The sequence below is a fragment of the Altericroceibacterium indicum genome, from assembly GCF_009828105.1.
Taxonomy (GTDB): domain Bacteria; phylum Pseudomonadota; class Alphaproteobacteria; order Sphingomonadales; family Sphingomonadaceae; genus Altericroceibacterium; species Altericroceibacterium indicum.
This window is the reverse complement of sequence record NZ_WTYQ01000020.1, coordinates 1-1,123: the sequence shown is the minus strand read 5'-3', so window position 1 is coordinate 1,123 and position 1,123 is coordinate 1. Positions and strand designations below refer to the sequence as shown.

The window sequence follows — 1,123 nt, the reverse complement described above, 5'->3', positions numbered from 1 at the left end:
CAATGGCAATGAAGATGGCGGCAATAATGCCGGTTCCGCCTATGTGATTTTCGGCAAGGAAGCTGGTTACGGCACGATTAATCTTGCCAACCTCACGGCAGCGGATGGCTTTATCATCCAGGGTGATGCCGCGGGAGACGAGCTTGGTGCGACGGTTTCTGCCGCTGGCGATATTGATGGCGATGGCTATGATGATCTGATTGTCGGTGCACGCTATGGCGATGATGGTGGAAGCGGCGCCGGGGAAGCCTACATCATCTATGGCCAGGCTGATATCGGGCAGGATGTGGTGCAGGGCACTGCCGCAGACGATGCTCTGGTGGGCACGGCCAATGTGGATATTCTGATCGGTGGGCGCGGCGCGGATAGCTTTGCTGATATTGGCACGGGCGACGTGGTGCGCGGCGGCGAGGGGGATGATGTCATCACCCTGACTGCCACGGATTTTGACGATATCAACGGTGGCACTGGCATGGATACGCTGGCGCTGGCCGGAACCGGGATGGATCTCGATCTTACCACTTTCCTGCCGGGTGATCTGAAATCGATCGAAGCGATTGATCTCACCGGCACGGGAGACAACACGCTCACCATCACAGAACAGACACTGTTCGATGTCAGCGGTTGGCGGATGGATGGTGAAGCCTGGATGATCGTGAAGGGCGATGCAGGCGATAGTGTGGTCGGCGCAGAAGGCTTCACTTTCGGCGGCACCTATGATTACGAAGGCGTGACCTACAATCTCTATGAACGCGGGCGTGCCAATGTTCTGGTGGAACAGGACGTTACCTTCACCAACGCTGCAACAGGCAAGGCGGCGGTGATCGACACCAGCATCCTCAGGGAACATTACGGCTTCATCGTGCAGGGCGATGCAGCGGATGATAATCTGGGTTATCTCTCCATGCAGAGCATGGGGGACATCAATGGCGATGGCTATGATGATATGGTTGTCGGGGCGAATGCCAACGATGATGGCGGCACGAATACGGGCGCAGCCTATGTGATCTTTGGCGGGGCCAGTGGTTTTGGCGCGCTGGATGCTACTGGACGGCGGGTAATTGATCTCAGCACACCGCTCACTGCGACAGAGGGTTTTGCGATCCTTGGGGCTGCCGATAGT

General features: G+C 57.3%; 1 pseudogene. It reads left to right on the top strand.

The annotated features are described in order from the left end of the window. Positions 1 to 1,123, top strand: a pseudogene (locus GRI39_RS14355) (hypothetical protein); the annotation flags it as partial.